This is a genomic window from Streptomyces sp. NPDC058257, from assembly GCF_042881845.1.
Taxonomy (GTDB): Bacteria; Actinomycetota; Actinomycetes; order Streptomycetales; family Streptomycetaceae; genus Streptomyces.
The window spans coordinates 446,349-472,109 of the sequence record NZ_JBHVXJ010000002.1; the positions used below are offsets into that span (position 1 = coordinate 446,349).

General features: G+C 70.1%; 20 protein-coding genes. 11 read left to right on the forward strand and 9 right to left on the reverse strand.

What is annotated here, in order from left to right:
• Window positions 1-16: 16 nt before the first annotated feature.
• The 3 genes from ACFVXC_RS07405 to ACFVXC_RS07415 all read right to left on the reverse strand — a co-directional run bounded on the left by ACFVXC_RS07405 (window position 17) and on the right by ACFVXC_RS07415 (window position 4,070).
• Window positions 17-1,990: an FUSC family protein gene (locus ACFVXC_RS07405; protein ID WP_389902402.1), complete on the reverse strand. Its 1,974-nt coding sequence runs from the start codon at window positions 1,988-1,990 to the stop codon at window positions 17-19.
• A 10-nt stretch (window positions 1,991-2,000) separates the two neighbouring features.
• The gene (locus tag ACFVXC_RS07410) at window positions 2,001-3,032 is read right to left on the reverse strand and encodes an endonuclease/exonuclease/phosphatase family protein (RefSeq protein WP_389902405.1); all 1,032 of its coding nucleotides are present in this window, start codon (window positions 3,030-3,032) and stop codon (window positions 2,001-2,003) included.
• A 141-nt stretch (window positions 3,033-3,173) separates the two neighbouring features.
• Window positions 3,174-4,070 carry a hypothetical protein gene (locus ACFVXC_RS07415; protein WP_389902408.1) on the reverse strand — a complete coding sequence of 299 codons (897 nt, stop codon included), beginning with the start codon at window positions 4,068-4,070 and terminating at the stop codon, window positions 3,174-3,176.
• 343 nt (window positions 4,071-4,413) lie between these two features.
• Between ACFVXC_RS07415 and ACFVXC_RS07420 the strand changes: the two genes are divergently transcribed.
• Both ACFVXC_RS07420 and ACFVXC_RS07425 read left to right on the forward strand, forming a co-directional pair.
• Window positions 4,414-4,857, forward strand: coding sequence for an SH3 domain-containing protein (locus ACFVXC_RS07420; RefSeq protein ID WP_389902410.1), 444 nt, complete (start codon window positions 4,414-4,416; stop codon window positions 4,855-4,857).
• Between the two features lie 97 nt (window positions 4,858-4,954).
• Window positions 4,955-5,347 (forward strand): hypothetical protein, encoded by a 393-nt coding sequence (locus ACFVXC_RS07425; RefSeq protein ID WP_389902412.1) that lies wholly within the window; start codon window positions 4,955-4,957, stop codon window positions 5,345-5,347.
• A 185-nt stretch (window positions 5,348-5,532) separates the two neighbouring features.
• On the opposite strand, the gene snpA is transcribed toward ACFVXC_RS07425, so the two are convergent.
• Complete coding sequence (gene snpA / locus ACFVXC_RS07430) at window positions 5,533-6,198, reverse strand: snapalysin (protein WP_389902414.1); 666 nt, start codon at window positions 6,196-6,198, stop codon at window positions 5,533-5,535.
• A 309-nt stretch (window positions 6,199-6,507) separates the two neighbouring features.
• Between snpA and ACFVXC_RS07435 the strand changes: the two genes are divergently transcribed.
• Both ACFVXC_RS07435 and ACFVXC_RS07440 read left to right on the forward strand, forming a co-directional pair.
• Window positions 6,508-7,446, forward strand: a complete 939-nt coding sequence (locus ACFVXC_RS07435; RefSeq protein ID WP_389902417.1) for a LysR family transcriptional regulator — start codon at window positions 6,508-6,510, stop codon at window positions 7,444-7,446.
• Window positions 7,447-7,676: 230 nt separating this feature from the next.
• Window positions 7,677-8,942 (forward strand): hypothetical protein, encoded by a 1,266-nt coding sequence (locus tag ACFVXC_RS07440; protein WP_389902420.1) that lies wholly within the window; start codon window positions 7,677-7,679, stop codon window positions 8,940-8,942.
• Between the two features lie 75 nt (window positions 8,943-9,017).
• Here the strand turns inward: ACFVXC_RS07440 and ACFVXC_RS07445 are convergent, their stop codons facing one another.
• Entirely contained in the window at window positions 9,018-11,126 is a 2,109-nt protein-coding gene (locus tag ACFVXC_RS07445) for a PhoX family protein (RefSeq protein WP_389902422.1), read from the reverse strand.
• A gap of 1,131 nt (window positions 11,127-12,257) precedes the next feature.
• On the opposite strand from ACFVXC_RS07445, the gene ACFVXC_RS07450 reads away from it, so the two are divergent.
• The 3 genes from ACFVXC_RS07450 to ACFVXC_RS07460 all read left to right on the forward strand — a co-directional run bounded on the left by ACFVXC_RS07450 (window position 12,258) and on the right by ACFVXC_RS07460 (window position 15,172).
• Window positions 12,258-13,058 carry a VWA domain-containing protein gene (locus ACFVXC_RS07450; protein WP_389902425.1) on the forward strand — a complete coding sequence of 267 codons (801 nt, stop codon included), beginning with the start codon at window positions 12,258-12,260 and terminating at the stop codon, window positions 13,056-13,058.
• An 82-nt stretch (window positions 13,059-13,140) separates the two neighbouring features.
• Window positions 13,141-14,769 carry a methionine--tRNA ligase gene (gene metG, locus ACFVXC_RS07455; RefSeq protein WP_389902427.1) on the forward strand — a complete coding sequence of 543 codons (1,629 nt, stop codon included), beginning with the start codon at window positions 13,141-13,143 and terminating at the stop codon, window positions 14,767-14,769.
• 217 nt (window positions 14,770-14,986) lie between these two features.
• Complete coding sequence (locus ACFVXC_RS07460; protein WP_389902430.1) at window positions 14,987-15,172, forward strand: hypothetical protein; 186 nt, start codon at window positions 14,987-14,989, stop codon at window positions 15,170-15,172.
• Window position 15,173: 1 nt separating this feature from the next.
• Here ACFVXC_RS07460 and ACFVXC_RS07465 read toward each other — a convergent pair whose 3' ends face one another.
• Window positions 15,174-15,842 (reverse strand): TetR/AcrR family transcriptional regulator, encoded by a 669-nt coding sequence (locus ACFVXC_RS07465; protein ID WP_389902432.1) that lies wholly within the window; start codon window positions 15,840-15,842, stop codon window positions 15,174-15,176.
• A 122-nt stretch (window positions 15,843-15,964) separates the two neighbouring features.
• On the opposite strand from ACFVXC_RS07465, the gene ACFVXC_RS07470 reads away from it, so the two are divergent.
• The 3 genes from ACFVXC_RS07470 (at window position 15,965) to ACFVXC_RS07480 (ending at window position 19,201) form a co-directional block, all read left to right on the forward strand.
• On the forward strand, window positions 15,965-16,951 hold the full coding sequence (locus ACFVXC_RS07470) for an NAD(P)-dependent oxidoreductase (protein WP_389902434.1): 987 nt from the start codon (window positions 15,965-15,967) through the stop codon (window positions 16,949-16,951).
• Window positions 16,952-17,623: 672 nt separating this feature from the next.
• Window positions 17,624-18,190 (forward strand): DinB family protein, encoded by a 567-nt coding sequence (locus tag ACFVXC_RS07475; protein ID WP_389902436.1) that lies wholly within the window; start codon window positions 17,624-17,626, stop codon window positions 18,188-18,190.
• A 165-nt stretch (window positions 18,191-18,355) separates the two neighbouring features.
• The gene (locus ACFVXC_RS07480; RefSeq protein WP_389902438.1) at window positions 18,356-19,201 is read left to right on the forward strand and encodes an ArsR/SmtB family transcription factor; all 846 of its coding nucleotides are present in this window, start codon (window positions 18,356-18,358) and stop codon (window positions 19,199-19,201) included.
• Between the two features lie 115 nt (window positions 19,202-19,316).
• Here ACFVXC_RS07480 and ACFVXC_RS07485 read toward each other — a convergent pair whose 3' ends face one another.
• Together ACFVXC_RS07485 and aspS are read right to left on the reverse strand one after the other, a co-directional pair.
• Complete coding sequence (locus ACFVXC_RS07485) at window positions 19,317-20,363, reverse strand: intradiol ring-cleavage dioxygenase (RefSeq protein ID WP_389902440.1); 1,047 nt, start codon at window positions 20,361-20,363, stop codon at window positions 19,317-19,319.
• Between the two features lie 124 nt (window positions 20,364-20,487).
• The gene (aspS, locus tag ACFVXC_RS07490; RefSeq protein ID WP_389902443.1) at window positions 20,488-22,272 is read right to left on the reverse strand and encodes an aspartate--tRNA ligase; all 1,785 of its coding nucleotides are present in this window, start codon (window positions 22,270-22,272) and stop codon (window positions 20,488-20,490) included.
• Window positions 22,273-22,462: 190 nt separating this feature from the next.
• On the opposite strand from aspS, the gene ACFVXC_RS07495 reads away from it, so the two are divergent.
• Window positions 22,463-24,637 carry a SpoIIE family protein phosphatase gene (locus ACFVXC_RS07495; RefSeq protein WP_389902445.1) on the forward strand — a complete coding sequence of 725 codons (2,175 nt, stop codon included), beginning with the start codon at window positions 22,463-22,465 and terminating at the stop codon, window positions 24,635-24,637.
• Between the two features lie 39 nt (window positions 24,638-24,676).
• Here ACFVXC_RS07495 and ACFVXC_RS07500 read toward each other — a convergent pair whose 3' ends face one another.
• A complete protein-coding gene (locus ACFVXC_RS07500) occupies window positions 24,677-25,735 on the reverse strand; it encodes an AI-2E family transporter (RefSeq protein ID WP_389902448.1) in 1,059 nt (352 codons plus the stop codon).
• Window positions 25,736-25,761 lie beyond the last annotated feature (26 nt).

The following is a 25,761-nucleotide window of genomic DNA, read 5'->3' on the forward strand; positions in this document are numbered from 1 at the left end:
GGGGAACGCCTGAACCTCACTCCCTCGGCGATGCGATCGCCCGCGCGGCGACCACCTCCTGACGGAGCGGCTCCAGGACGCTCTCCTGGGGCCCGGTGGTGAACGGGGCCGGGACCTCCTCCAGGGTCTCCGAGTCCCGCAGGCCATCCGCCAACTCCCGCAGCTGGCGGGCGATCTCCCCGACCTCCGTCAGTGTCGGCTCCCCCGCCCCGTGCCCGATCCGCACCCGCGCGGCGGTGGTCGCATCCACGATCCGCTCCACCGCGATCACCAGAGGCCACCACGCCGCCGCCCGCGCTCCCATCGGCGGCGGCTCGGTCAGAGCGCGCTGGAACTCCGTCCGGATGACGGACATGTCCCGGTACAGACCCCGCCGCATCCGCGCCCGAGCGGCCGCGTCCACGGCCGTGCCGAACGCGCTCTCGACGTACGACGCCGTATCGGCGACCGCGTCCGCGAGCCGGTCGCCGATCCGGGTGTGCCAGCTCTCGGGCCACAGCAAGTACCCCGCCACCAGCGAGATCCCGCAGCCGATCAGGCTGTCGACCAGGCGCGGCACGACGAGCCCGAAGCCCTGGTGGTTCAGGACGTCGGAGAGGAGCAGGATCACCGGGGTGATCGCGGCCGTCTGGTAGCCGTAACCCCGCGGTGTGAACGCCGGAATCAGCGCCGCCAGGACCATCATCACCGGCACGTCCCACCAGCCCCTGGGCACCTGCGACAGCACGGCCGCCGCCACCACGAGCCCGGCGGCCGTGCCGAGCGCCCGCAGCACCGCCCGTGAGAAGACCGAGCCGAAGTCGGGCTTGAGGACGAAGGTGACGGTGAGCGCCACCCAGTACGAGCGGGGCACCTCGATCAGCGACACCAGGGACTGGGCGATGCCGATGCAGAGGGCGAGCCGCAGGCCGTAGCGCCAGGACGCGCTCGACAGGACGACGTTGCGGGCCGCTCTGCGGGCCCGGACGCGCAGAGCGGCGGGTCGGCCCAGGCCGTCGTCGACATTCACGATGCCGTGCGGGTCGGAGTCGTTGAGGAGCTCGGCGACGTGCCGCAGGGCATGGTCGACCGCGTCGGCCGACGGGTCGGAGGGCGGGGGCAGGTCGGGGTCGGCGATCGGGGTCGCCGCGCGGCCCGCCACCGCGTCCGCCAGTCGCCGCACCTGCGCGGGGAACTCCGGCGGCATCGGAACCCCGCACTGGTGCGCTGCGGGCGCGGCCTCGATGACCGGCGTGATCGCGTTCAACTGGGCGACCAGGCGCACCAGATCGGGGTTGCGGCCGTGCGCGCGGGTGCGCCGGGCGAGGACGAGGTCGTACGAGTGGTTCAGGGATGTGGTGACGGCCGCGCGCGCGTCGTCGTAGCGCTCGGTGCCCGCGGCTTCGAGCAGCGCGGCCACGCCGCGGTAGGTCGCCGCGACGGCGGCCCGCTCCGGGATGCCGGACCGCAGCGGCCAGGCGAGGAGGGCGAGGGTGAGGACGAGGAGGCCGCCGCCGGTCATCAGGGCGGGCGCAAGCCACCACTCGCCCGGCATCGGAAGCCCCGCGCCCACCACGGAGTTGAGCAGCAGGAGCAGCCCTGACACGGACGCCACGGCGCCGATCGTGGACATCATCCCGGAGACGAGGGCGACGAGCGTGACCACGCCGACCGCGACCCAGCCGTGCCCGAAGACGAGCGAGCCGATGGTGACGCCGATCGCGCCGAAGAGCTGCGGGACCGCGATGTTGAGGATCCGCATGCGGTACGCGTCGGCGGTGTCGCCGATGACTCCGGAGAGGGCACCCATGGAGGCGAGCGCGCCGTACGCGGGCTGCCCCGCCGCGAGGCCCACGAGGAGGGGCAGCGCCAGGGCGATGGACGCGCGCGCCACCGCGGCCCACGGGATCGGCGCGGGCTGTGGCTTGAGTGTCCTGACCAGCCAGGGGGGTGGGGCGAGGGCGCTCAGGGAGCGAGGGCCCGGTGGTGCGGGTGAGTCGCGGCGGCGCATGCGGCCATTTTTACCGGTCCCCTCCGTGCAGCGTCAGATCCACCACCAGTGCCCGGTGGTCCGTGTCGCCGATCTCCAGGAAGCGGGCGTCGCGCGCCGAGAAGTCCGGGGTCGCGAGGACGTGGTCGATCTGGGTGCCAAGCGGTGAGATCAGGTCGGCGGGCCAGCTGGGGGTGCGGGCGGACCCGGCGAGGCGGGCGGCGTCGCGTACGCCGCCGGTGTCCAGGATGTCGCGGAACGCCGCGTGGTCCTGGGTGGCGTTGAAGTCGCCCGCGATGATGGTGGACCGGTTCGCGCGCTTGCCCTTGGCGGCGTAGTCGCGCAGTTCGGCGAGCTCGGTGCGCCAGGTGCCGAGTTGCTTGGGCAGCGGCGGCATCGGGTGGGCGAGCTGTATGCGGACCTGGTGGCCGTCCTCAAGATCGGCCACGGCGCCGGGCATGCCGAGCGTGCCAGCGAGGCCGCTCGCCTTCTTCAGGGGCAGCTTGCTGACGATCACCGAGCCCTCGGCGCCGCCTGCCTCGCTCGCGGTGCGGTACGGGTAGTCGGCGCGGGGCAGTTCGTCGCGCAGGGTGTCCGAGCAGGTGTAGTCGCACTCCGGGACGAAGAGGAGGTCGGGTTTCTCCTTGCGGACCGCCTTGAGCAGGCCGTGGGTGGCCTGGCCGAACTGCACGTTCGACGCCATGACGCGGATCTCGGCGACGGCGGGGCCTTTGGGGTCGTCCGTCTTGCCGTACGGCTCGAGGAACCAGGCGACGCCGCCGAGCACGATGACGCCCCAGACGAGGCCGACGCGCCAGCGGGCGAGCGCCGCGAGCAGAAGAGCGACGATCGCCGGGGCGAGGAGGAACGGCAGGAAGGCGAGGATCTGCGGTACGGGGGTGAGGCCGTCGGAGTCGGCGACGCGGAAGCCGAGGATGGCGGACACGCCTGCGAGGAGGAGGGCGGCCAGCCATGCGGCGGGCCGTCGCCGGGGTCGCCTCTTCTCCCGCGGCTCGGGCCAGTCGTCCTGGGGGGCCGTCCTCGCTGCCGTTGCGCTGTCCAAGGCCGGCCTCTCCGCTCTGGGGTCTCTCCGTCTGGGGTCCGTGCGCGAATCTTCCCTCAGAGACGGCTTGAGCGGGGGGCAGGTTGCAGTCCCCCTCGGCTTCCCACCCCTCAGTCCTCCTCAGAGTCCCCTCAGGCCCCCTCAGACTCCGGACGCACCGGTGTTCTCGACCGGAGCCGACGACGCCGGAGCTGATGATGCCTGAGTCGCGCTCGCCCCGCGGCGTCCCAGCAGCCACGTGGCGAGCGCGACCGCGATGCCCACCCCCAGAATCACCCACGCCGCCACACTCAGCGAAGACGTCAACGCGTCGTACACCGCCTCGGCCGCCGGGCGGGAGACGTCCTTCGGCAGATCGTCCAGGGTCAGGCCCCGGCCCACCGCGATCGCGACGGCGAGTACCGCCCCGCCGAGGGCCGCGCCGAGCGCCGTGCAGATGATCGCGCGGCGGCGGCGCACCGCCAGGAAGATGCCGGCCACGGCGAGGAGCACCGCGGCGACCGGGAGCCAGAGGCCCGCCACCTGGAGCATGTGGAATCCCTTCCCGAAGGGACCGAGGTCCGAGGACTGCATGAGCGTCACTTCGGTGTGCTCGACCGGGATGCGGTTCGCGAACGGCACGCCGTCGTCGGCCAGTTGCTTCTTGACCTGCTGAGTGATCGGCGCGAGGTCGATGGTGACGGCGCCTCCGTCGGCCTGGTCGGTGAGAGCGTCCTGCACCGCGGCGTGCGCCTCGCGGTTCGCCGACTTCCAGGCCGTCTTGAACGCCGCTGTCCCGGTGAAGGACCGCACCGCGTCCCGTACGAACGACTCGACCGTGCCCTGCAGCGGTCCGACGTCGATCTCCTTCATCACCCCGTCCGTGACCGCGTCGGCCACCGCGCCCCGCACCGCGGAGTCGGAGGCGAGCGGCGCCATCGTGGCGACGTACTGATCGGCGTCCTGGATCTCGTACTTCGCCCAGGTGGAGAGCGCGCCGAGCGGCACAAGGACACAGGCGAGCACGAGCAGCAGGGCGGACAGCGGACGTCTGAGCATGAGCACGTCCCAAGCCGAAGCCCCGCTCACGCCGGGCGCGACCGGGACGAGTGCAGATGGGGCAAGGAAGTCCCACCTGCGGTTGAGGAACTCCAGCCTGCGGTTGAGGAACTCCAGTCTGTGGTTGAGGAGGCTCGTCGCTACTCGCGGCTGTAGAGCCGCGTCGCTACTCTCGGTGGGTCTGTCACGGTCATGGGGTTGTCACGGTCAGTGGTTCGTCGCGAAGTCGGACCGCCCCTGAGGCACGAACTCATCGTCCGGTGGAGCGTTCGCCCGAACGGGTGTTTGCTGGAAGGTGGGGAGAAGGGGCGGGGGCAGATCGGGGGGAACGAGGAGGTCGATCATGCGGACCACTCCGGCCCTGAGAACCACTCCGGCCGCCCTGGGAACTCTCGCCGCCGCGCTCATGACCGCGGGTGCGCTCTCCCTCGGAGGTGCCGCGCCGGCATCCGCCTCGGCGCCACCCACGCACAACAACCACGACGTGGTCTGGGGGACGATCGTCGCCCCCGTCGACCTGAAGATCCGGGACATGCCGTCCACCAGCGCCACGATCGTCGCGAGACTGCCCGCGGAGAGCCAGGACCGCGTCGAGTGCGAGACGCAGGGCACGAGTGTCTGGGGCGACACCTCCTGGTACTGGCTCGGCGGGGTGCAGGGCTGGGCCAGCGCCGCGTACGTCGATGTCGGCGGGCAGCATGTGCCCAGCTGCGGGTCCTCGGATCCCTGCAAGGAGTACAAGCCGTGCTGGGACACGTGCCAGGGCGGCTACAACCGATACCACTGAAGCCGCCGAGTTGCCGGGCGGCGCAGGCGGGTGTGCCCTTGATGTAGGGCGGGCGTGAAGCGCTGGACCGGGGGCGAACGTGTCTGGAGGAACCGTCATGGCTCACGTGGCACCCACCTCATCAGCACCCCGCGTGTTCGGCGGCTCCGCCGTCAGCAGGGCCGCGACGGCCGCCGTGCTCCTCGGCGTCGTCTACGGCGTCTGGGCGGCGGGAATGGCACGCGACGCGGGGCCCATCACCACCGGCAACGTCCTGCTCGGCGTCGTGGCCGGAGTCGTCGTCGCCGCGGTCTTCATGGGCCTGCGCGCGATCGCGCCGGGTCTGCCACGCGAGCTGCGCGCGGCGGCCTGGGCGGGCTTCGCGGGAATCGCGTTCGGCTACCTGTACAGCCTGAGCGACGCGACCGTCCTGCGGTCCACGATCATGGCGCTCGCTGTGGCGGCCGGGGTGTTCGCGGTGATGTTCTACCGCTACTACACGAGCGAGTGAAGGCTCAGCTCCCCGGCCCCTGAACCCCTAGCCCCTGAGCCCAACACCACTGTGCCCGTCAGCGCCGAGCGCGCTGACGGGCACAGTGAGGGGAAGGCAGGTGGAGCGGGTGGAGCGAATGAGGCAGGTTCAGCAGGTACAGCAGGTGCAGCGGATGGAGCAGGTGCAGCGGGGGAGGTCCGGACTCAGCCGACCTTCTCCGCTCTGTCCAGCTGCTTCATCGCCTTCGCGAGACCGTTGGCCCACAACTGGTTGACCTGGGCCTTCTCGTTCGCGTCCGGCTGCGAGTTGGTGCACGAAGTGCCGGGCCCGCCGCCGGACATCAGCTCACTGCACGGCCCTTCGTAGTGGTCCGGAAGGCCGAGGACGTGCCCCGTCTCGTGCGCCGTCACGCGCGTCGAGTCGTACTGCTGGTTCTGGGCGTAGTCCAGGAAGACGTACCCGTTGCCGTGGCCGTCCGTGCTCGCGTACGAGCCGCGCGAGTCGTTCCCCTCGCGGTACTCGAAGCTCGCACCGCTGCTCCCCGCCTGGAGCTTCACGTTGGACACCGCGCTGTTCCAGATGGAGGTGCTGCTGGCTATCTGCTGCGCGAAGGTCGGGGCACCGGAGGCGTCGTACACCACCGTGACCTGCTTCGTGCCGGGGTTGGCGGCACGCTTCTCGGCGACCGACTTCAGGACGGCCTCGAAGAACGCCTTGTTGGCCGCGGCTTCCTCGCCGGAGCCCGCGTACTTGGCGTACGAGGCGGTGTTGGACGGCGCGGTGGGGGTCGCGGCCGTGGCTGTCGTCGAGCCGAGACCCGCGGCGGCAAGGCCGAGGACGGCGACGGCGGACAGGTAACGCTTGTTCATGTGGGGGGCTCCCTACTCGTTCTGTGAAAGGTGAACGGTTCGGTATCGGGAGTGTCAGGGAGCCCGGGGCGTCTGCGGATGATGGCAAGTGGCGATAGCGCCGAGCTATCACCGGCCCTCCGCCAACGTTCCGGTCCCTCTCCGGCCCCCGCCCGGACGAGTCCCGGAGGGGTTCCGGACGAGCCCCGGTCCCCGCCCGGACGAGTCCCGGCCAACCTTCCGACCGACTCTCCTTGTGCCCAAATCAGGCGGTTCCCATGGGGTTTGTGAGTCTGGTGCAGCGCCGCCCACCGCTCTACGCTCACAGCCATGGAGCTCGAGGTGAGGCACCTCCGCGCACTGTGCGCCATCGCCGATACCGGCAGCCTGCACAAGGCTGCACGTCAACTCGGCATGAGCCAACCCTCGTTGACGACACAGCTGCGCCGCATCGAGCAGGAGATCGGCGGCCAGCTCTTCGCCCGCGAGCGCACCGGCTGCCGCCCGACCCCGCTCGGCCGCGTCGCCCTCAGCCGCGCCCGCCCCCTCGTCAGCGAGATGCGGGCGCTGGTGAGCGAGACCAAGGCCGCCGCCGCCCGCGCGTCCGAGGGCCCGCAGCTGCGCATCGGCTCCACGGCGAACGTCGCCATACCGGGCTGGCTGCGCCGCCTTCGCGTACGCCTGCCCGCCGCCGAGACCTCGCTCCAGATGGACGTCTCCGCGAACGCGCTGCTGCGGATGGTCGCGGGCGGCCAGCTCGACGTGGCCTTCGTGCACGAGGTGGAGGGGAGTCCGCTGCGGCTTCCGGACGGGCTGCGGCGGCGCGTGCTTGTCGAGCGGGAGCCGCAGTTCGTCTTCCTCTCCGCCGACCACCCGGCGGCGGCACAGCCCGTCGTCCACCTCACCGACCTCGCCGCCGACCGCTGGATGGTGGACCCGACGGTGGACGGCGAGTGGGACGGGCTGCTCCGGGTCCTTCGCGCGGCCGGCCTCAACCCCCGTGTCCTGCACGGCGATTACCTCACCGCGTCCTCCCTCGTCGCCACCGGCGAGGTCGTCACGGTCTGCCAGCCGACCTCGCGCGCGAGACCCGACATGGTGGTCCGGCCGTTGCACGGCGACCCGCTCGGCGTACGACTGCTCGTGGCCGCCCGTACGGAGAAGGCGCTCGACGCGGTGTACGGGGAACTGGAGGCCGCGTACTGGGAGGCGGCCCGCCAGGCGCCCGCGTACGGGGAGTGGCTCGCGGGGCAGGCGGCAGCGGCGTGACCCCAACGGCCCGACCCGGGTGACCTAGGTCCCGGACAACCGATGACCTTCGACCACACCACCACTGACCTGCACTTTTACCCGCTTCACGGTTCCGCGTGACCATGTGCGGCCGGTTGTTACGTTCCCTACGGATGACGCACACACAGCGCCCGTAGCTTCATGTCTGTCGACGCCACAAAAAGGCATGAAGACGGACAGTTCGACCGACCAGTCACAAGGGATCCGCTATGCGCGCCACCCGCCGTACCTTCCGCACCGCCGCCATCGCCACCGGAGCGATCGCCGCTCTCGCCGTCCCGACGACAGCGGCTTTCGCCGCCGACACCCCGCCGAACCCGCAGGGCCAGATCGCCCCGGACGACCAGACGGGCACCACGGGCCAGGACCAGGACCAGGGCCAGGACAAGTCCAAGGACCAGGACCAGGGCACGGACCAGAACCAGGGCACGGACCAGGACAAGGGCACGGACACCGACACGGAGACGCCGAAGCCGGGCAGCTGGGAGTCGAAGGGCACCACCGACCTCGGCAAGGGCTGGTCCGCGAAGGTCGACGTGAACGCCTCCGCCCGCACCGCCAAGGCCTCCATCTCCCACGACGGCGCGGCAAAGGGCTCGCTCACCGCGTACGAGGATTCCGCGAGCACCACCATCGACGGCAACACCTTCACCCTGACGCCCGACGGCACGGTCACCGCCAAGCTGGTGGACAAGGGCAAGGACAAAGAGAAGAACAAGGACAAGGACAAGGACAAGCCCGTCCCCGGCGGCTGGGTCTCCAAGGGCACCACCGACCTCGGCAAGGGCTGGTCCGCGAAGGTCGACGTGAACGCCTCCGCCCGCACCGCCAAGGCCTCCATCTCCCACGACGGCGCAGCAAAGGGCTCGCTGAAGGCGTACGTCAAGCCGTCGAGCACCAAGATCGACGGGAGCACCTTCACCCTCGCCGCCGACGGCACCATCACCAGGACGGGCGCCAAGCCGACCCCGCCGAAGCCGCAGCCCAAGCCGACGCCCGACCACAAGCGCACCCTGGTCCACCAGTACGCGAACCTCGGCGGCACCGGATTCGACGCGAAGGTCTACAAGACCAGGAGCGGCTACGAGGCCGACATGATCGCCAAGGCGCCGGAAACCGGCAAGAAGATCGTCTGGGACACCCTCAAGCAGTCCGGGAACAAGCCCGCGTACGGACAGCACAACGGCGCGCACTTCGTACTCAACCCTGACGGCACCATGAAGGGCTGGACGGGGGGCCAGAAGTCGCAGCCGCAGACGCACACAAACCCAAACGCGAGCACGAACACGAACACGAACACGCAACCGAAGAACGGCACCTCTCACGTGGTCCCGAAGGGCGGCGTCAAGGCCGGTGCCGAAGGCGTGCACCCGGCAGGCGAGAGCGCACCGCTGATGGCGGCCGGCGGCGGCATGGCGGCGCTCGGCGCGGCGGGCCTCGGGTTCGCGCTGTACCGCCGCAAGCAGGACAACTGACCTGGCGGGAGCGGCGGTACGAAAGAGAACGGGGCACCCCCTTGGAGAGGGGGTGCCCCATTGTTCAGGTACCGCTCAGACGCCGATGTCGCTGCCGTCCTTGCGCCAGACGGAGATGACCGACGGACGGACGATCTTGCCCGCCCCGTCGGGCCACGCGCTCGCGGGCTTCTCGACGGACGCGCCGTCGACCTCGCCCGGGTGCTGCACGGACACGAGTACGCGGCGGTCCTGGACCAGCGGGCCGCAGGTCTCCGCGCCGGTCGGCATGGTCAGGAACTGCTTGAGCTCACCGCGCCGGTCACCCTTGGTCGCGACACCGAACAGGCCGTCGTGCGAACCGAGTTGGTTGCCGTCCGTCGAGATCCACAGGTTGCCGTGCGGGTCGAAGGCGACGTTGTCCGGGCAGGAGATCGGGCTGACCTTGTCCTTCGGGAAGCCCGCGAAGTACGTGGCCGGGTCCTCGGGGTCGCCCGCGACGAGGAAGAGCGACCAGGCGAAGGTGGTCGACTCGGGGCGGCCCCGGCGCTCGGTCAGTTCCAGGATCTGGCCGTGCTTGTTGAGGTTGCGCGGGTTGGCCTCGTCGGCAGCGGCCTTGCCCGCCTTGCCGCGGTCGGAGTTGTTCGTGAGCGCGACGTAGACCTTGCCGGTGTGCGGGGACGGCTCGATGTCCTCGGGGCGGTCCATCTTCGTGGCGCCGACCTTGTCACCGGCCTGGCGCGTGAAGACGTACACCTCTTCGGCGGTCATGCCGTCGACGTGCGATACGGCGTGGCCCTTGGGACCCGCGGTGGCGAGCGGGATCCAGACGCCGCTGCCGTCGAACTCACCGTCGGCGGGCAGCTTGCCCGTGCCGTCGATGTCGCCCGCCGGGGAGTCGCCCGTCAGCTTGGCGACGTACAGCGTGCCCTCGTCGAGCAGCGTGAGGTTGTGCTGGTGCGCGGCGCGGGACGTGCCCTTGGCGACGCGCTTGCTGCTGACGAACTTGTAGAAGTAGTCGAACTTCTCGTCGTCACCCATGTAGACCACGGGGCGGCCGTCGTGCGTGAGGCGCGGCTGCGCGGCCTCGTGCTTGAAGCGGCCGAGCGCGGTGCGCTTGCGCGGGGTCGAGTCGGGGTCGTACGGGTCGAGTTCGACGACCCAGCCGAAGCGGTTGGCCTCGTTGGGCTCCTTGGCGAGGTCGAAGCGGTCGTCGAACCGCTCCCACTTGCGCTCGGAGGCGGTGCCGATGACGCCGTAGCGCTTGAGGCGCGCGGCGGCGGTGGGGTCGGTGACCTTCTCCGCGTTGGCGAAGTACTGGTTGAAGTTCTCCTCGCCGTGCAGGGTCGTGCCCCAGGGGGTGGTGCCGCCGGCGCAGTTGTTGAGGGTGCCCAGGACGGTGGTGCCGCGCGGGTCGGCCTTCGTACGGACGTACTCGCTGCCCGCTGCGGGCCCGGTGAGCCGGAACTCGCTGGTGACGGTGAGGCGGCGGTTGAGCTGGTGACGGCTGACGGCGCTCAGCCTGCCGCTCCCCCGCTCCTCCTCGACGACCACGACGGAGAGGCCGTGCGCGGCCCAGGCGATCTCGACCTGGTCGCGGGTGGGGTTCGCGGCGTCGTATCCCTTGAACATCAGGATCTCGTCGGTGTACTCGTGATTGGCCACGAGGACCTGCCGCCCGCGCTCGCGGCGCAGCGGCAGCAGGGAGAGGAAGTCGTTGTTGTACCCGAACTGTCCGGCCTGCGCCTTCGCGGTCTGCTTGTCCGGGTCGAAGGCGGGAGCCCCGCGGAGGATGGGCTCGCCCCAGCGGATGACGACGTTCTGGGCGTAGCCGTCCGGGATCGTGACGGTGTCGGTGGTGTTGGGCGCGACGGGCGTGAAACGGAGACCGCGCGCCCCTTTTTTGCTTTTGTGCGACGAGGGTTTCCGGGACCCGGACACGGCTCCGGCGGCGGCTTCGGCCTCGGGGGCGGCGGGGCCCGCGATGACGGCGCTGCCCGCGGCGGTGGCCACGGTCACGACCGCGGCGGCCCGCATCATCGAGCGGCGGCTGAGCGCACCGGCTATGACGTCGCCGACGTACTCGTTGTCGCTGGTGTTGGGCACCTCGTGGAAGCAGGCATCACCACAGCGGAACCGGCAGGTCATGGCGGAACGGCCGCCGCTCCCCTGGTGCGAGGTGATGATCGGCAGCAGTTTGCGCACGGTTCCTCCGTTGTGTGGTCGTATCTCTCGGCGTGGCTTGATTCCGCCGTGACGCTAGGCGCGGAGGTCGGCAGGGCGACGGCCTGAGAGTGAACGGGAGGTGAACCGGGAGCGCACATAGGGCAGTTGAGCTGCGTGTGCGCGGTAAGAGTGATCGTTGGGCGACCCTCACCAAGATCGCCTGTCGCGGCGGCTAACCTTACGTGTCCGCCCTGGCCAGGGGTTATCGGGAATCAACTCACGCGAAGGGGTGCACCCATGGGCATTCTGAGTGTCCTGCGGAACGCGTTCGGACGGTCGTCACGCAAGGGGAATCAGGCTCCGGAGCCTGAGGCAGTGTCCCCGGAGGCTCCGGAGTCCCCGGAATCCCCGGAGGCCCCGCAGACTCCGGAGGCGAAGCCCGCCTCCGCGACCGTACCGGCGCCCTCGTCCGAGCGGGTGCCTCCGGCGGCTCAGCCGAAGGCGACGGTTCCGGGACCGTCGTCCGAACCGTCTCCTTCGGAGGTGGACGACCTCGTCGCGGCGGCATTCGACCGCGATCGGGTGACGTTGCCGTCACCTTCACCGGAGCGGGAGCCTGAGCCTGCGGCTGAGCCCGCAGCTGCGGCTGAGCCCGCAGCTGCGGCTGAGCCCGCAGCTGAAGCCGAGCCCACGACTGAGCCTGCGGCTGGGCCCACGACTGCGCCCGAGCCCGCAGCCGAAGCCGAGCCCACGACTGAGCCTGCGGCTGAAGCCGAGCCCGAGCCCGCGGCTGAAGCTGACGCCGTCCCCTCGGAGCCGAAGCCCGAACCGAAGCCGGAGCCGAAGCCCGAGCCGACAGCGGCTGCCGAAGCTGCGACCGAGGCCCCCGAGCCGGAGCCCGCGGAGGAGGCCACTGCCCCCGCCCCTGAGCCGGAAGAGGCGCCCGCCGCCGCTGTGCCCTCATCCGAAGCCGGACCAGACGAGCCCGCCGCCGCCGCGCCCACGCCCGAAGCCGGACCAGACGAGCCCGTCGCCGCTGTGGGCAATCGTCCCGCTGGGCGGGACGGGTGGGCACAGCCCTCGACGCCGGGTGCCGATGGAGAAGCGGAAGCCGCAGCACCCCCGGCGGAGCCGGACGCGCCGACTACCGGTGAAGAGGCCGAGGCGCCCGTGACCTCGGCGGAGCCGGAAACTCCCGTCGCCCCGGCAGAGGCAGAAGCCCCCGCACCCCCGGCGGAGCCGGATGCCGAGCCGGAGACCGAGCCGGAGACCGAGCGGCCGGAGACCGAGCCGGACGCCACAGCCAACGGCAAGCCCGCCCTCTCCGCGGCCAAGCTGAAGACCCGAGCCCCGGGCCTGGCCACCGCCTACAAGGCGGCAGGCGCAGCTCTCCAGGAGCGGGACCTCACCGGGGTCCGCGCCCCCGTGTACCTCGTACTGGACCGCTCAGGGTCCATGCGCTCGTACTACAAGGACGGCTCCGCCCAGAGCCTGGGCGAGCAGGTACTCGCCCTGGCCGCCCACACGGACCCCGAGGCCTCCGTACACGTCGTCTTCTTCTCGACGGAGATCGACGGCACCGGCACCCTCACGCTCCCCGAGCACGAGGGACGTATCGACGAGCTGCACGCGGCGGCGGGCCGCATGGGCCGTACCAGCTACCACCGCGCGATCGAAGAGGTCGTGACCCACTACGAGAAGTCGGAGCACAAGGGAAGCCCGGCCCTCGTCGTGTTCCAGACGGACGGACCGCCTGACGCGAAGGGCCCTGCCAACCAGGCCCTCGCGGACGCGGCCGAGCACCCCCTCTTCTTCCAGTTCGTCGCGTTCGGCGAGCACGAGGCGAAGGGCTTCGACTACCTCCGCAAGCTGAAGGCGGAGAACGCCGCCTTCTTCCACGCGGGCCCGACCCCCCGCGAGCTCACGGACGCCGAGCTCTACGAGGGCCTGCTCGCGGCCTGGCGCCCGTAGCGGCGGTCCAGGGGGTGGGCCACGGGTCCACCCCCTGGAATCGAGGTGAATCGCCCCCTCCATGGCCGTTAGGATTTCGACCATGGCGGCCACTGGATCCGAGAAGCAGGGGACGAGCGAAGGCGCAAAGGCGTACTACGTATCGACCCCCATTTACTACGTCAACGACGCTCCTCACCTGGGCCACGCCTACACGACCGTTGCAGGGGACGTGCTCACGCGCTGGCACCGTCAGCGCGGCGAGAAGGTGTGGTACCTCACCGGCACGGACGAGCACGGTCAGAAGATCATGCGCACTGCCGAAGCGAACAACGTCACGCCACAGGAGTGGTGCGACAAGCTCGTGGATGAGGCCTGGCGGCCTCTCTGGGAGCACCTGAACATCGCGAACGACGACTTCATCCGCACGACCGAGAAGCGTCACACGGACCGCGTGCAGGAGTTCGTCCAGGATCTCCACGACAAGGGCGAGATCTACAAGGGCGGCTACGAAGGCCCGTACTGCGTGGGCTGCGAGGAGTACAAACTCCCCGGCGACCTGATCGACGGCGAGGGCGAGTTCGAGGGCCAGAAGCTCTGCCCCATCCACAAGAAGCCGGTGGAGCTCCTCAAGGAGGAGAACTACTTCTTCAAGCTGAGCGAGTACGGCCCCAAGCTCCTTGAGCACTACGCGGCCAACCCCGACTTCATCCAGCCGGAGTCGGCGCGCAACGAGGTCGTGAACTTCGTCAAGCAGGGTCTGCAGGACCTCTCCATCTCGCGCTCGACGTTCGACTGGGGCGTCAAGGTCCCGTGGGACGACAAGCACGTCATCTACGTCTGGGTCGACGCTCTCCTCAACTACGCCACGGCCGTCGGCTATGGAGCGGACGAGGAGAAGTTCAAGACAACTTTCCCCGCCGACGTCCACCTCGTCGGCAAGGACATCCTCCGCTTCCACGCGGTCATCTGGCCCGCGATGCTGATGGCGCAGGGCCTCCCGCTGCCGGGCCGTATCGCGGCGAACGGCTGGCTGATGGTCGGCGGCGAGAAGATGTCGAAGTCGAACCTGACGGGCATCAAGCCGCAGGACCTCACGTCGCACTTCGGCGTGGACGCGTACCGCTGGTACTTCCTGCGTGCCATCGCGTTCGGCCAGGACGGCTCGTTCTCCTGGGAGGACTTCTCCGCCCGCTACACGAGCGAGCTGGCGAACGACTACGGAAACCTCGCCTCGCGCGTGGCGGCCATGGTCGGCAAGTACTTCGGCGGCACGCTTCCCGAGGCGACGGCGTCCGGTGCCGCGGAGCAGGCGGTCCAGGAGGGTCTGGCCAAGGCGGTCGCGACGGCCGACCTGAAGATCGGCGAGGAGCTGGACTTCCAGGCCGGCATCCTGGCGGTCTTCGCCTTCGTCAAGCAGGTCAACGGCTACATCACGGAGCAGGAGCCGTGGAAGGTGGCCAAGGACGAGTCCCCCGAGGGCAAGGCCCGCCTGGCGACGATCCTCTACACGGCGGCGGATTCGCTGCGCGCGGTGGCCGTCCTGCTGAACTCGATCATGCCGGAGACCTCGCAGAAGCTGTGGGACTCGCTCGGCGCGGAGGCCTCGCTCGGCGCGCTCGCCGAGCAGAAGGTCCAGGACGCGGGTACGTGGGGGCAGCTTCCGGTGGGGGTGACGGTGACGAAGGGTGCGGTGCTGTTCCCGCGCCTGGAGGAGCCGAAGCAGTCGTAAGCAGCCGTAAGCAGTCATAAACGGCTGTAATCGGTCGATGCATCGACTCTCAACGGCATCGAACCGGACTGAACTGCGCTGAAGGGGCTCGCGATTCACCTCGCGGGCCCCTTCTTCTTGCCCAACTTGGCTGATTCATGCGGGTCAAATAGCGATACCGATCACATTCGACCAGAACTCACGTCGTCTTCACATCTTCGTACGTACGCTTCACTCTATGACCACGACTCCCGCCGCCCCGGACCGGCCGCGCCCAGCGGCCGAGGTGAACGAGGAGATACGCGCGCTCTGGCTTCGTACGGGCGGGTATCTGCGCCCCGAGCAACACCTTGAGTACGAGAAGCTCGTGGCGGAGTGGGCCGAGGCGACATCAGCCGCGGCAACGCACTCCCCGGCCGCGTGACCTACACCTCACGACCGACCGCCGCGGCCTCACCCTCGTACGACCTCACGAGCCGCGCCAACTGACGCCCCACCGCCCGTAGCGGCTCCTCGCTGCGGGTGACCTGGGCGGTGACCTCGGCCCCCTCAAGGGCGCTGATCACCGTGGTCGCCACCTCCCGCGCGTCCCCCGGGGCGAAGCCGGACCCGAGCAGCTTCTCCTCGACGAGCCGCTCCCAGCTCCCCAGCGCGGCGGCGCACACCCGCTGGATCTCAGAGTCATCCGCGCCCAACGTCTCCAGGGCCGCGGCGGTGACGGGACACCCATCGACCCACCCGGACTCCCGCAGCCCCACGGCGAGTTCCGCGACGCAGGCCTGGATCGCGGCGCCCGGGTCGTCGGCGGCGGCAAGTCCGTCCCTCAGCACCTCGGCGAACTCCTCACCGCTGTACGTGATCGCGGCCACGGCGACGGCCTCCTTCCCGCCAGGGAAGAAGTGGTAGACGGAGCCGAGCGTGGCCTCCGCGTCCTTCGCGATCTGCTTGATGCCGGTGCCGACATACCCCTGCCGCTGCAGCAGCCGCGCGGCGGCGATGACGATGCGGTCGCGGGTTCCATGGGTTCCGCGGGTTCCGTGAGTTCCATGGGTTCCGCGGCTTCCGCGGGATCCGACGGCGTTGGTCTGAGCCATGGAGCGCAGCCTACCTCCCGGACTAATTAGAGCGTTCGTTCCAGTGCCGTGCTAGGTTTCCGGCGAGCACTAGATAGAGCGCTCGTTCTAGTAACCGGATCCGGCCCACCTGGAGACGCCCCATGACCACCACCCCAGCCACCCCAGCCGCTTCCACCCCAGCCGCTTCCACCCCATCCACCCCATCCACCTCAGCCACTTCCGCCGCTTCCACCCCCTCCCTCACCTCCCCCGCCCCCCTCACCCTCATCGGTCTGGGGCCCATGGGCCACGCGATGGCGACGACGCTGCTCGACAAGGGCCACCAGGTCACGCTCTGGAACCGCACCGCGTCCCGCGCGGACGACCTGGTGGAGCGGGGCGCGATTCTCGCCGCCACCCCCGAGGAGGCGGTGGCCGCCAACGAGCTGGTGATCCTGAGCCTCACGGACTACGACGCGGTGTACGCGGTCCTCGAACCGGCAACAGCCGCGCTGCCCGGCCGGGTCGTCGTCAACCTCAGCTCGGACACCCCGAAGAAGGCCCGCGAGGCAGCGGCCTGGGCCGCCGGGCACGGCGCCGTCCACCTCACCGGCGGCGTACTCGTCCCGCCGAACGGCATCGGGAAGCCGGAGGCCTCGACGTTCTACAGCGGCCCGCGCGAGGCGTACGACAGACACCGAGCGACGCTTGAGGTACTGACGGGCGCGACGGACTACCGGGGCGAGGACGCCGGCCTGGCGGCGCTGATGTACCAGCTCAACATGGTCATCTTCTGGACGAGCGTCTCCAGCTACTGGTACGCGGTCGCCCTCGCCAAGGCCAACGGCCTGTCGGCGGCGGACATCCTCCCGTACGCCTCCCTGAACATGGCCGGGATGCCGGAGTTCCTGTCCTTCTACTCGTCACGCATCGACGCGGGCAACCACGAGGGCGACGTGGACCGCCTCGCCATGGGCCTGGCCAGCATGGAGCACGTGGTGGACACCCACGCCGACTCGGGTGTGGACGCGGCACTGCCGTCGGCGGTGGCCGATCTGTTCCGGCGCGGAATGGAGGCGGGGCACGCGGCGGACAGCTTCTCCAGCATCGTGGGGCTGCTGGGTGCGGCGACTCCTCGGAACGGATGACACCGCGATACGGGCTCCCTCCCACCCCACCCGCCATGTTCGAGGCCGACTACCTCACTGTCGAACATGCGGAAATCTATGTCGGCGGGAGTAGACATTGATTGATGGTCTGGCTATGGTTTCTCTCGTAGCCGAGATCGAGCAGGGCCCGGCAGGAACGAACTGCCGGGCAGCAGCATCCGCAAGTGCAGTTCGCAGGACGGTGCGGTGGTGGAGTTTCGAAGCCAGAGCAGTCGCAGGACGGCGACGGGACTGACGACCGGACCGGGTGGCCCGCAGTGATCAGGGGCCGCCGTGAGCAGCACCGCAGTACACACAAGTGCAGTACGCAGTCCCGTAGCAGTACGCAGTCCCGTAAGTAAGCAAGTGATCCAAGAGGGAAGAACGGAGGAGCCAGGCGCCATCAGGATCGCCCGGGCGGAATTCTTGAGCCCGGGTACCGCAGGACATCGATAGTGAGGTGGTCTCCGGTCAAGCAACCGCGATCCCCGCAATCCCGACGACTTCCAGGTCGGGCCGGCGGAAACAGAAGGCCGGCGCAGTATCAGAGCCGGCAGATGGTGTAGCAGTTCCTTCGGGGCCCGGGTGCCACACAGCACCCGGGCCCCTCCACGCGTGTTCGCAGCCACGAGCCGAAGGCGACTGTCGGTGCGGACTGCCAGACTCGCGCACATGACGGAAAACGGCAGCGATCGGATCTCGCCAACTCCCCAGCATTACGCACCCCGTTGGAGCGACGACACCCGCGAGCCCCCGCCGGACACGGGCGACGAACGGGAGGCGTTGACGACGTCCCTGGACTGGCATCGTGCGACGTTCGAGCTGAAGTGCGCGGGCCTGACGCGGGAGCAGCTGTCGGAGCGGGCGGCACCTCCGTCCGAGTTGTCGCTGCACGGCCTGGTCCGTCACCTGGCGGGGGTGGAGCGCTGGTGGTTCCGCATCCAACTGGCGGGCGAGAAAGTCCCGTTGCTGTACTACTCCGACGAGGACCCGGACCAGGACTTCGACACGCTGACCGGCGACGCGGGGGAGGCGTTCGCGGTGTGGCACGAGGAGTGCGAGCGCTCGCGCCGGATCGTGGCGGCGGCGGACTCCCTGGACGTGACGGGCACCCGCAGGTCCACGGGCGGGCCGATCTCTCTCCGCAGAATCCTGATCAACATGATCGCGGAGTACGCGCGGCACAACGGGCACGCGGATCTGCTGAGGGAGCGGATCGACGGCACGACGGGGATGTAGGGGATGTAGGGCGGCTCGGCGACCCCCGGCGCCCCCCGGCGCCCCCCGGCGGCCCTCAGCGACTCCCGACGGCTCCCGGCGACTCCCGGCGGCTCCCGACGGCTCCCGGCGGCTCCCCGCGACTCCCGTCTTGAACATGCAGGCAAATGCCTGCATGATGGAAGGGTGAGTACGAGCAGGAGCCCGAACCCCGAGGTGGCCGGCGGGGTCGACAAGGTCTTCAAGGCCTTGGCCGACCCCACCCGCCGCTACCTCCTGGACCAGCTGCACGCCCACAACGGCCAGACGCTGGGCGAGCTGGCCGAGCGTGTGGCGATGACGCGCCAGTCGGCGACCCAGCATCTGGCCCTCCTGGAGGACGCGAACCTGGTCAGCACCGTGCGGCGAGGGCGCGAAAAGCTCCACTACCTGAATCCCGTGCCTCTGCACGAGATCCAGGAACGATGGATCGACAAGTTCGAGGACCCACGTCTACGAGCACTCAGCACCCTGAAACAACAGGCGGAGGCCGCCATGACCACGAACCCGACGAACCCAACGAACCCGACGAACCCAACGAAGCCGACGTACGTCTACGTCACCTACATCGAGAGCACCCCGGAGAAGGTTTGGCACGCCCTGACCGACGCGGAACTGACGGCGGCGTACTGGGGCCACGCGAACGTCTCCGACTGGCAGCAGGGTTCGACCTGGGAGCATCAGCGGACGGACGGCTCGGGCATCGCGGACGTGGCGGGCAAGGTGGTGGAGGCGACGCCGCCGAAGCGCCTGGTGACGACGTGGGCGTATCCCCATGCCGCCCCGGCCTCCGCCGAACCCTCGCAGGTCACGTTCGACATCGAGCCGTACGGCGGGATCGTGCGCCTCACGGTGACCCACGAGAACCTCGCGGACGAGAAGGAGCGCAACGACGTGGGTTCGGGCTGGCCCGCAGTCCTCTCGAACCTCAAGTCCCTCCTAGAAACAGGCTCCCCCCTCCCAGAAAAACCATGGCTGATCCCCGCCCCCTGAGCCCCAAGAGGCGGTTGCAGAAAAGTCCCGCGACACGCGCCGAGAGGGGCGGGGTCGGCGGGACTTTTCTGAGATCGGGCACGCGAGACCCGGGTCCGCTACCGCCTGGTGGCTGTTACGTACCGTCCTCCGTCTTGTCCGGGTCGACGCCCATGGTGATCGACCCGATGACGCCCTTCTCGATGTGCCCCTTGCGGTACTTCAGCTTCAGGAGGCCGTCCTGCGTGCCGCCTCCGCCGTAGATCGTGTCCTCGTCCAGCGTCGTGCGCGTCGTCGTGCTCGTGGAGTACGGGGTCGCCTCCGCCGAAGCGAGCACCGCCGTCTCCGCGAAGAAGAACTGGCCCGTGTGGCAGGCGTGGCCGCCCTCGTAGCCGGTGTCGGTGAGCTTGCCGTCCACGTGGACCTTGGTGTGGATGTGCACGGCACGGCCCTGGTACCAGCCGGGGAAGACGGTGCGGAACTCCACGTAGCCGTGCCTGTCCGTCAGCTGCGTGCCCCGCAGGTAGCGCTCGTCGTCGGTCGGCTCCTGGTGGCCACCGCCCCCGCCGCCTGGGCCGCCGGTGGGCGGGGTCCCCGTGGGCGTTCCGGTCGGTGCGCCGGTCGGTGCGCCGGTCGGTGCGTCGGTCGGTGCGTCGGTCGGTGCGCCGGTCGGTGCGCCGGTCGGGGGAGTGCCGCCCCCGCCTCCACCGCTCATCGACTCGTACCCCGAGTAGATCCCCAGCGCGTCGCAGTGCCAGATGTCCACGGCCGCCCGCCTCAGCGGCTTGCACGTGTCGGCGTCGATCACCTTGAGGCGCAGGGTGAAGGGGATGCCCTCCCTGTCCTCGGTGATGTCCTTCCGGATCTTGTCGGCGTCGATGTAGTACGGGCCCTCGGTCGTCTCGGCGGTCAGCCGGTAACACGTCTCGCCGGACGAGGCGGTCGAGGCAGACGAGGCGGACGAGGCGGACGAGGCGGCGTCAGAAGCCGCGGAGCCCGTTCCCCGCGCTGACCCGCTCTCCCCTGACGCGCTCTGCGCGGACGCGCTCGCCGCCACCGCGCCGCCCACGCCGACCGCCGCCACGGCCGCTCCGGTCGCGAGCACGACCTTACGGCGCGTCAAGTCCCGTTTGTGTGAGGGGCCTTGGGGCTTCTCCGGGTGCGTATCGCTCTTCTCTGTCATGCCCCGGACGCTAGGCACTCCGCCTGTCAGGAACATGTGCGTCGACTGTGGCCATGCACAGCAAGAGGGCCCGGAACCAATGCCGATACGCATTGGTTCCGGGCCCGCCCACCGACTGGCGCTCCTACTTGTCCGCCTCACCCTTACCGGAGGCAACCGGCTTGCGCAGCGTGAGGTTCAGCTCGCGCAGTCGGCTCTCCTCCAGCTCGGAGGGCGCGCCCATCATCAGGTCCTGCGCGTTGCCGTTCAGCGGGAACGCGATCGTCTCGCGGATGTTCGGCTCGTCCGCGAGGAGCATGACGATGCGGTCGACGCCGGGGGCGATGCCGCCGTGCGGCGGGGCGCCGAGGCGGAAGGCGCGGAGCATGCCCGCGAACTCCCGCTCCACCGTCTCGGCTTCGTAGCCCGCGATCCCGAAGGCCTTGAGCATGACCTCGGGCTCGTGGTTACGGATGGCGCCGGACGACAGCTCGATGCCGTTGCAGACGATGTCGTACTGCCAGGCGAGGATGTCGAGGGGGTCCTTCTCCTCCAGGTCCTTCATGCCGCCCTGGGGCATCGAGAAGGGGTTGTGGGAGAAGTCGATCTTGCCGGTGTCCTCGTCCTTCTCGTACATCGGGAAGTCGACGATCCAGCAGAAGCGGAAGACGCCCTCTTCGAAGTGCCCGGCGCGCTTGGCGGCCTCGACGCGCACCGCGCTCATGATCTTCGAGACCTCGTCGAACTCGCCCGCGCCGAAGAAGACCGCGTGGCCCGCCTCCAGGCCGAGGCGCTTGGTCAGCTCCTCGACGTTCGCCTCCGTCAGGAACTTCGCGATCGGGCCCGTCAGCGAACCGTCCTCGGCGACGCGCACCCAGGCCAGGCCCTTCGCGCCCTGCTCGACCGCGTAGTCACCGAGGCCGTCGAAGAACTTGCGGGACTGCGACGCCGTGTCCGGCACCGGAAGCGCGCGCACGTGCTTGCCCGCGAACGCCTTGAACCCGGAGTCCGCGAAGATGTCCGTGATGTCGCTCAGTTCGAGCTTCGCGCGCAGGTCCGGCTTGTCGTTGCCGTACTTCAGCATGGACTCGCGGAACGGGATGCGGGGGAACGGGGACGTGACCTCGCGGCCACCGCCGAACTCCGTGAAGATCTCCGTCATCAGCTTCTCGATGGGCTGGAAGACGTCTTCCTGCTCCACGAAGCTCATCTCGACGTCGAGCTGGTAGAACTCGCCCGGCGAACGGTCCGCGCGGGCGTCCTCGTCGCGGAAACACGGCGCGATCTGGAAGTAGCGGTCGAAGCCCGAGATCATGAGCAGCTGCTTGAACTGCTGCGGGGCCTGCGGCAGGGCGTAGAACTTGCCCGGGTTCAGGCGGGACGGCACGACGAAGTCGCGGGCGCCCTCGGGGGACGTCGCGGCGAGGATCGGCGTCGCCATCTCGTTGAAGCCGAGGGCCACCATCTTCGAGCGGATCGAGGCGATGACGGACGAGCGCAGCATGATGTTGCGGTGCATGCGCTCGCGGCGCAGGTCGAGGAAGCGGTACTCAAGGCGCCGCTCCTCGTTCACGCCGTCGTCCGCGTTGATCGTGAACGGGATCTGCTGGGCGGCGCCGAGCACCTCGACCTCGGCGGCCTCGATCTCGATCTCGCCGGTGGGCAGCTCGGGGTTCACGTTCTCCGTGCCGCGCGAGACGACCTTGCCGTCGATACGGACGACCGTCTCCTTGGAGAGCTTGTCGAGCGTCTCGGCGGCGGACGTGCCGGGGCGGGCCACCAGCTGCGTGATCCCGTAGTGGTCGCGCAGATCGATGAAGAGGATGCCGCCCAGGTCTCGGCGATTGTGCAGCCAGCCGCTCAGCCGCACGTCGGAGCCGACGTCAGAGGCGCGGAGCTCGCCGCAGGTGTGGGACCTGTACCGATGCATCTTCGTTCATCCAGTCTTCGCGTATAGGGGTTCGCGTATAGGGGAGAGAGCAGGCAGGGCTCAAGGCTACCGTCCGGGCGGAGATCGCTTCCCGGATTACTCTGCGCATCACACCGCGCGGTACGCACGGGACCGCTCCCGGCCGCCCCGGCGGTGGCGGCCTGCCCCCCGATCTTCCTAAAGTGGGTCAATGCGCAACGACGATCCCTTGCAAGAGGCGGGGGACGAACCCCTACCTCCCGTACGGGAAGTCCTGGCCGCCATCGCGACCGGCCTGTGGCGCTGGGACAACGCGGCCGGAACCGTCACGCTCGACGCCGAGGCGGCCCGGCTCCTCGGGCTTCCCCCGCACGCCCAGACCCTCACCGAGGCGGGCGTGCGCTCGCGCTTCCATCCCGTCGACTGGAACGAGATCGACGGCACCGTCCAGCTCGCCGTCGCCGAGGGCACCCTGGCCGAGGCCCGTCTGCGGATCATGGACGACCAGGGGCGGGTCCTTCGCATCGTGCGCAGCCGCTCCAAGCCGATCATCGACGAGGCGACACATTCGTACGAGCTCATCGGCACCCTTCAGGAGGTCACCGAGCCCCCGCCGGGCGCCGCGGCGCGCAGTCCGGTCACCGGTGACTGGCGGCGCTCCCGCGAGGCCTTCCTGCTCGACGCCGGGCGTGCGCTCGCCGAGGCGCGGTCGACCGAGGAGGTCCTTCGCGTCGCCAGCGGGCTCTCCATGCCGGGGTTCTCGCCGGACGGGCTCGGCGTCTTCGGGGTCGAGGGCGACCGGCTGAAGATCATCGGGCATCACGGCCACAAACCCGGCGACGACGTGCCCTTCTCCGCGATGCCCCTGGACACGGACTATCCGGCCGCCGAGGTGGTGCGCACGGGCCGCGCGGTCTACCTCTCGTCGCCCGACGAGTACCACCGCCGCTACCCCGCCACCTGGCCGCTCGCCCAGCCCTTCGACCGGAAGTCGTGGGCGTTCCTGCCGCTGACGGTCGCGGGCCGCACGATGGGCGCGTGGCTGGCCGCCTTCGCCTACCCCGTCTCGTTCACGCCCGACGAGCGCTCCGTCCTGACGACGGTGGCCCGGATGCTGGCCCAGGCCCTGTCGCGGGCCGGGGTCGCCGAGTCGGAGCGGGAGCTGACGGAGGGTCTTCAGCGCTCGATGCTGCCGCTGCTCGGGCCGCGGATCCCTGGGATGAGCGTGGCCGCGCGGTATGTGCCGACCGGTGGCGGGCTCCAGGTGGGCGGCGACTGGTACGACATGATCCCGCTGCCCAACGGCCGCATCGCCTTCGTCATCGGCGACGTGCAGGGGCACGACGTGCGCGCGGCGGGCCTGATGGGGCAGCTGCGGATCGCCCTGCGCGCGTACGCCTCCGAGGGCCACCGCCCTGACGCCGTGCTCTCCCGGGCGACGCGCTTCCTGTCGGGGATGACGGACGGCGTCACGATCGGGTCGGGCGGCGATGTCGGAGGCGACCCCGCCGACCCGCGCTTCGCGACCTGCCTCTACGTGGAGGCCGACCCCGTCACCGGCATCCTGGAGATCGCCCGCGCGGGCCACCCGGAGCCCGCGATACGGATGAGCGACGGAACGGTTCTGCTGCGCCCCACGGCGGGCGGTCTGCCGCTCGGCATCGACCCGGACGCGGACTACCCCACGACGCGCCTCGTCCTGGAGGCCGGCGAGACGATGCTGGTCTGCACCGACGGCCTCATCGAGACCGGCGGCCACGACCTGGACAGCGGCTGGAAGCGGATCCGCCAGATCCTGGAGGAGTACGGGGGCCACGGCGACGGCGACGACGGTCTGGAGGAGCTCGCCGACACCCTCGTACAGGCCGTGCACGGGCCCTCCTCGCACCACACCACGGGCCCCCTCGTGGACCGGCGCGAGGACGACATCGCGGTCCTGCTCCTGCGCAGGTACGGCCACCCCGCCCACCGCACGCCCGCCCGCCGCACCGTCCTGACGGTCGCGCAGGCCGAGCCGGAGCGCATCGCGGGGGCGCGGCGGCACATGCGGGAGCTGCTGCACGACTGGGCGGTCGCCGATCAGGTCGACTCGGCGGTCCTGATGGTCTCCGAGATGATCACGAACGTGCTCGTGCACACGGACGGCGACGCCATGCTGGTCGCCGAGGTCACCGGGGAGCCGGGATCGCGCTGCCTGCGGGCCGAGGTCTCGGACGGCAGCGACGACCTGCCGCACAAGCGCCACCCCGGTGAACTCGCCTCGTCCGGGCGGGGGCTGGTGCTCATGGAACTCCTCGCCGACGAGTGGGGGGTGGACCCCAAGGGTGAGGGCAAGAGCATCTGGTTCGAGCTCTACGAGGGGGAGAACAGCCCGTCCGGCGATTGAGGACGAACTCGGCGAAGCCGGTGATGACGGCGCCCGAAACTACCCCGCGCCCTCCGCGCCCTCCGCGCCCTCCGGATAACGCTCCCGCAGCTCCGAGATCACCCCGAACGCCGCCGCGGTCACCGGCACCGCGAGCAGCATCCCCAAGATCCCCGCCACGGACGCCCCCGCGGTGATCGCCAGCATGACGACCGCCGGATGCATCTGCACGGTCCGCGACTGGATCACTGGCTGGAGCACGTGCCCTTCGAGGACCTGCACGGCGAGTACGACGCCCAGCGCCCACAGCGCGATGATGAAGCCGCGGTCGGCGAGCGCGACCAGGACGGCGACGGCGCCGGAGATGAAGGCCCCCAGATAGGGGATGTAGGCGCCGATGAACACGAGCGCGCCGAGCCCCAGCGCCCCCGGCACCCCCAGGATCAGCAGCCCGATGGTGATGCAGACGGCGTCGATCAGGGCGATGAACGTGGTCCCGCGCATGAAGCCCTCGACGGCCTCGAAGGCACGTCTGCCCATCGCCTCGACGACGTCGGCGGTGCCGCGCGGGGCGAGCGAGCGCATGGAGCTCATGGCCCGGTCGGAGTCGCGCAGGAAGAAGAAGACGAGCAGCAGGGCGAGGACGGCCATGGCGGTCATCTCGCCGACGACGCTGAGCCCGCTGAGCACTCCGGAGGCCGCGGAGCCGCCGAACTTGCCGAGCAGTTCCTTGGCGTTGGACGCCATGTCGTCCAGGGAGGTCCCCGCCGCACCGAAGTGCTCGGACAGGTCGGTCGCGGCCTGCTTCAGGGAGGCGATGATCTGGTCGCCGGTGTCGATCAGGGCCTTGACCACGATGTACACCGCGCCGCCGACGACCGCGACGACGGCCGCGCAGGTCAGTCCCGCGGCCAGCGAGCGCTGCACCTTCATCTTCAGGAGCCATCGGTAGACGGGCCCCAGGAGCGCCGTGCCGAGAAGGGCGAGCAGGACCGGCGTGACGGCCGTCTTGAAGGTGACGAAGAGCCAGATCGCCACGGCGGCCACGCCGGCGACGAGCAGGAGGACGGCGCACCAGGCGGCGGTACGGCGTACGGGCTCGGGCAGAAGGGTGCTCACCCTCCTACCCGAGCATGACCTCACCG

What these genes read in the sequence shown, in the direction of transcription:
- ACFVXC_RS07405 (WP_389902402.1), bottom strand. Translation starts at nt 1,990, where the DNA reads ATGCGCCGCCGCGACTCACCCGCACCACCGGGCCCTCGCTCCCTGAGC.
- ACFVXC_RS07415 (WP_389902408.1), bottom strand. Translation starts at nt 4,070, where the DNA reads ATGCTCAGACGTCCGCTGTCCGCCCTGCTGCTCGTGCTCGCCTGTGTC.
- ACFVXC_RS07420 (WP_389902410.1), top strand. Translation starts at nt 4,414, where the DNA reads ATGCGGACCACTCCGGCCCTGAGAACCACTCCGGCCGCCCTGGGAACT.
- ACFVXC_RS07425 (WP_389902412.1), top strand. Translation starts at nt 4,955, where the DNA reads ATGGCTCACGTGGCACCCACCTCATCAGCACCCCGCGTGTTCGGCGGC.
- snpA (WP_389902414.1), bottom strand. Translation starts at nt 6,198, where the DNA reads ATGAACAAGCGTTACCTGTCCGCCGTCGCCGTCCTCGGCCTTGCCGCC.
- ACFVXC_RS07435 (WP_389902417.1), top strand. Translation starts at nt 6,508, where the DNA reads ATGGAGCTCGAGGTGAGGCACCTCCGCGCACTGTGCGCCATCGCCGAT.
- ACFVXC_RS07440 (WP_389902420.1), top strand. Translation starts at nt 7,677, where the DNA reads ATGCGCGCCACCCGCCGTACCTTCCGCACCGCCGCCATCGCCACCGGA.
- metG (WP_389902427.1), top strand. Translation starts at nt 13,141, where the DNA reads ATGGCGGCCACTGGATCCGAGAAGCAGGGGACGAGCGAAGGCGCAAAG.
- ACFVXC_RS07460 (WP_389902430.1), top strand. Translation starts at nt 14,987, where the DNA reads ATGACCACGACTCCCGCCGCCCCGGACCGGCCGCGCCCAGCGGCCGAG.
- ACFVXC_RS07465 (WP_389902432.1), bottom strand. Translation starts at nt 15,842, where the DNA reads ATGGCTCAGACCAACGCCGTCGGATCCCGCGGAAGCCGCGGAACCCAT.
- ACFVXC_RS07470 (WP_389902434.1), top strand. Translation starts at nt 15,965, where the DNA reads ATGACCACCACCCCAGCCACCCCAGCCGCTTCCACCCCAGCCGCTTCC.
- ACFVXC_RS07475 (WP_389902436.1), top strand. Translation starts at nt 17,624, where the DNA reads ATGACGGAAAACGGCAGCGATCGGATCTCGCCAACTCCCCAGCATTAC.
- ACFVXC_RS07485 (WP_389902440.1), bottom strand. Translation starts at nt 20,363, where the DNA reads ATGACAGAGAAGAGCGATACGCACCCGGAGAAGCCCCAAGGCCCCTCA.
- aspS (WP_389902443.1), bottom strand. Translation starts at nt 22,272, where the DNA reads ATGCATCGGTACAGGTCCCACACCTGCGGCGAGCTCCGCGCCTCTGAC.
- ACFVXC_RS07495 (WP_389902445.1), top strand. Translation starts at nt 22,463, where the DNA reads ATGCGCAACGACGATCCCTTGCAAGAGGCGGGGGACGAACCCCTACCT.